The sequence below is a fragment of the Nocardioides sp. genome, assembly GCF_035703625.1.
Classification (GTDB): domain Bacteria; phylum Actinomycetota; class Actinomycetes; order Propionibacteriales; family Nocardioidaceae; genus Nocardioides.
The window spans coordinates 1-3,788 of the sequence record NZ_DASSXS010000152.1 but is presented as its reverse complement, the minus strand read 5'-3'; the positions used below and the strand labels follow the sequence as shown (position 1 = coordinate 3,788).

Sequence of the window (3,788 nt, the reverse complement as noted above, 5' to 3'; positions counted from 1 at the left end):
CCAGGGGATGCAGGGAGGTCCGCCGGAAGCCCTGGGTCTGGCCGGCTCCGAGGATGAAGAGCACCTCGGGCCGGTTGAGCGCGAGCAGGGCGGCGTGAGACCCGGTGCCGGCACCGAGGGCCTCGAAGGCCTGGACGTACTGGCTGATCCGTTCGGCGGTCTCGCGCCCGGTCAGCGTGGTGTCGCCGAGATGCATCACCGGCTTGTCGCCGTGACGCTTCAGCGCCGCCACCATCAGGTGTCCGTTGTGGGGTGCGGTTCGCAGTTCTGCCATGGACGGCAGACTAGAACGTGTTCCAGTTTGCGGCAACGCCCGGCCCGCCATCCGGCATCCACGTCCGGCGTGACCCGCCCGGGGCGTTCTACCTGGTCGACCACACGGGCACGCGTCGGCTGCGCGGAACCAGTCAGAACGCACCCGATGCCCTATCGTGGGTCTTGTTGAAGGGTCGGCGCTGCCAGCCGTCCTGGCCGCGCACGATGTGCGGCTTGTATCTCGTACTCCTGGTTTTCGGTTCGCTGGACATCAGCACAGGTAGATGTCTTGAGCGGCCCGGGGGCACATTGCCCCCGGCACGAAACAAAGGAAAAGATCATGGCTCAGGGAACCGTCAAGTGGTTCAACGCCGAAAAGGGTTTCGGCTTCATCGCGCAGGATGGCGGCGGCGAGGACGTATTCGTCCACTTCTCCGCCATTCAGTCCGGCGGCTACAAGTCGCTCGACGAGAACCAGAAGGTCGAGTTCGACCTCACCCAGGGCCCCAAGGGGCCGCAGGCCGAGAACGTCCGCGTCTCCTGATTTCCCCGACGGGCCCCGACCGCACACGCGGTCGGGGCCCTTCGTGCGTGTGGTCCAGGACCGCATCCACGCGGCGGAATGCCCGACGCAGACCCCAGAGCGCCTACGCCACGACCTCCGCGATCCGGCGTACCTCGTCGGCCGAGCCACAGCTGAGCATCAAGGTGGTCACCCCGGTCTCCTCCCAGGCGGCCACGGTCTCCTTGACCTCGCCCTCGGTGCCGATGATATGCATGTCGTCGACGAGCTCGTCGGGGATCAGCGCGGTGGCCTCGTCCTTCTTGCCGCCAAGGTAGAGCTCCTGGACCTGGCCGGTGATCGCCTCGTAGCCCATGCGGTCGAAGACCTGCTTGTGGAAGTTCTGCTCCTTGGCGCCCATGCCGCCCATGTAGAGCGCCACGACCGGCTTGAGCCCGTTGATGACGGCGGCCTTCTCGGCGGCGTCCTTGACGATCTGGACGTGGCAGGTGGCCGCGATCTCGAAGTCGGCTCGGGTGCGGCGGGCGCCCTCGCGGGCGAAGCCCTCGTCGAGCCACGGGCCGTACATTCCCGCCGACTTGGGGGTGTAGAAGATCGGGATCCAGCCATCGGCGATCTCGGCCGTCTGGGCGACGTTCCTGGGCCCCTCGGCGCCGAGCCAGATCGGGATGTCCGAGCGCAGGGGGTGGACGATCGGCTTGAGCGGCTTGCCCAGGCCCACCGCGCCCTCGCCGGTGTAGGGCAGCGGGTAGTGCGGCCCGTCGTTGGTCACCGGCGCCTCGCGGGCGAGCACCTGGCGGATGATGTCGACGACCTCGCGGGTGCGGGCGAGCGGCTTGGAGAACGGCTGGCCGTACCACCCCTCCACCACCTGCGGACCGCTCACGCCCATGCCCAGGACCACCCGGCCGTTGCTGAGGTGGTCGAGCGTCAGGGCGTGCATCGCGATCGAGGTCGGCGAACGCCCGCTCATCTGCACGATCGAGGTGCCGAGCCGCAGTCGGGTGGTCTCCCGGCCCCACCAGGCCAGGGGGGTGAACGCGTCGGAGCCCCACGCCTCGGCGGTGAAGATCGCGTCGAACCCGGACTCCTCCGCTGCGGCCACCAGCTCGCGGTGGTTGGCCGGCGGGCCGGCTCCCCAGTAGCCCAGCTGCAGTCCGAGTTTCATCCTTCTCCTTGCCAGTGGAATAGAACCTGTTCTAGTTTCGTCGCATGACACGGACATTGCAAGCACCGGTCACCGTGGCCTTCGACTACACCAGGTCGACAGGACCGGTGCTGGGCCGATTCTTCACCGGCCTGCGCGACGGCGTGGTGGTGGGCGGCCGTACGTCGTCCGGTCAGGTGCTCGTGCCGCCGGCGGAGTTCGACCCCGACACCCACCAGCCGACCACCGACTTCGTCGAGGTCGCCCCGGTCGGGACCGTCACCGCCTGGTCGTGGTGCCCGGAGCCGGTCGCCGGCCAGCCCCTCGACCGGCCGTTCGCATGGGTCCAGGTGAGGCTCGACGGCGCCGACGGAACGCTGCTCCACGCGCTCGACGTCGCCTCCCCCGACGACGTCGAGACCGGGATGCGGGTGCGGGTCCGCTGGGCCGAGGAACGGGTCGGGGTGATCACCGACATCGCGTGCCTGGAACCAGTGGTTGAGCAGCGAGCGCCAGCGAGCGTCCTCGAAACCCCGGAACCCGAGGCGCCTCCCGTGACCGGGATCATCACCCCCGTCGAGCTCGACTACCTCTACGCCGCCTCCCCCGAGGAGTCCGCGTTCTACCGCGGGCTGCAGGACGGCCGGATCCTCGGCCAGCGCTGCCCGGCCTGCCACAAGGTCTACGTCCCGCCGCGCAGTGCCTGCCCGGTCGACGGCGTGGCCACCACGGACGAGGTCGAGCTCGGCCACACCGGCACCGTCACCACGTTCTGCATCGTCAACGTGCCCTTCCTGGGGCAGAAGATCACGCCGCCCTACGTGTCGGCGTACGTGCTGCTCGACGGCGCGGACATCGCGTTCCTCCACCTGATCCTCGACATCCCGGCCGAGGAGGTCCGGATGGGGATGCGGGTCAAGGCCGTGTGGAAGCCACGCGAGGAGTGGGGCACCACGATCGAGAACATCAGTCACTTCGCGCCGACCGGCGAGCCGGACGCCGACTACGAGACCTACAAGGTGCACCTGTGAGAGGAACCCGATGAGAGACGTAGCGGTCGTGGGGTTCGCCCAGCGACAGATGGCCGAGTTCGACGGGTCGCCCACCTGCGTCGAGCTGCTCGTCCCGATCCTGGCCGACTGCTACGAGCAGACCGGCTTCACCCGCAAGGACATCGGCTTCTGGTGCTCCGGATCCTCCGACTACCTCGCCGGGCGGTCCTTCTCGTTCGTGTCGGCCGTCGACGCGATCGGGGTGATCCCGCCGGTCAACGAGTCCCACGTCGAGATGGACGCCGCCTGGGCGTTGTACGAGGCGTGGATCAAGATCCAGACCGGCGAGGTCGACACCGCGCTCGTCTACGGCTTCGGAAAGTCCTCGGCCGGCGTGCTCCGGCGGACCCTGGCACTCCAGCTCGACCCGTACACGATGACGCCGCTGTGGCCCGACACCGTGTCGCTGGCCGGGCTGCAGGCCAGGGCCGGCATCGACACCGGGCTGTGGGACGAGCGGGCCATGGCCGAGGTCGCGAACCGGTCGCTCACCGACGCCGAGAAGAACGACTACGCCATCCGCAAGGGCGGCTCCTCCATCGAGGAGCTGCTGGCCCGGCCGATGTACGCCGACCCGCTGCGCAAGCACGACTGCGCCCCGGTCACCGACGGCGCGGCCGCGATCGTGCTGGCCGCCGGTGACCGCGCCTACGACGCCGTCGAGCGGCCGGCCTGGATCTCCGGGTTCGCCCACAACGCCGACGCCCTCCAGCTCGGCGGCCGGGACCTGACCCGCTCCCCCTCGGCGGCTCGCGCCGGCGAGGCCGCCCGAGTGGTCGGTGTCGAGGTGGCCGAGCTGCATGCGCCGTTC

The 3,788-nt window shown here is 69.4% G+C and carries 5 protein-coding genes; 3 read left to right on the top strand and 2 right to left on the bottom strand.

Translation table 11 applies throughout. From position 1 onward, the window contains the following. Window positions 1-274, bottom strand: a 274-nt coding sequence (locus tag VFN12_RS07385) for an AMP-binding protein (RefSeq protein ID WP_325117985.1), incomplete at its 3' end; no start/stop codon positions are given. Between the two features lie 321 nt (window positions 275-595). Here VFN12_RS07385 and VFN12_RS07380 point away from each other — a divergent pair. Next, window positions 596-799 (top strand): cold-shock protein, encoded by a 204-nt coding sequence (locus VFN12_RS07380; protein WP_325117984.1) that lies wholly within the window; start codon window positions 596-598, stop codon window positions 797-799. A gap of 103 nt (window positions 800-902) precedes the next feature. Here VFN12_RS07380 and VFN12_RS07375 read toward each other — a convergent pair whose 3' ends face one another. Further along, on the bottom strand, window positions 903-1,946 hold the full coding sequence (locus VFN12_RS07375; protein ID WP_325117983.1) for an LLM class F420-dependent oxidoreductase: 1,044 nt from the start codon (window positions 1,944-1,946) through the stop codon (window positions 903-905). A gap of 44 nt (window positions 1,947-1,990) precedes the next feature. Between VFN12_RS07375 and VFN12_RS07370 the strand changes: the two genes are divergently transcribed. Both VFN12_RS07370 and VFN12_RS07365 read left to right on the top strand, forming a co-directional pair. Next, complete coding sequence (locus VFN12_RS07370; protein WP_325117982.1) at window positions 1,991-2,956, top strand: Zn-ribbon domain-containing OB-fold protein; 966 nt, start codon at window positions 1,991-1,993, stop codon at window positions 2,954-2,956. A gap of 10 nt (window positions 2,957-2,966) precedes the next feature. Further along, on the top strand, window positions 2,967-3,788 hold an 822-nt coding region (locus VFN12_RS07365; RefSeq protein ID WP_325117981.1), incomplete at its 3' end, for a lipid-transfer protein.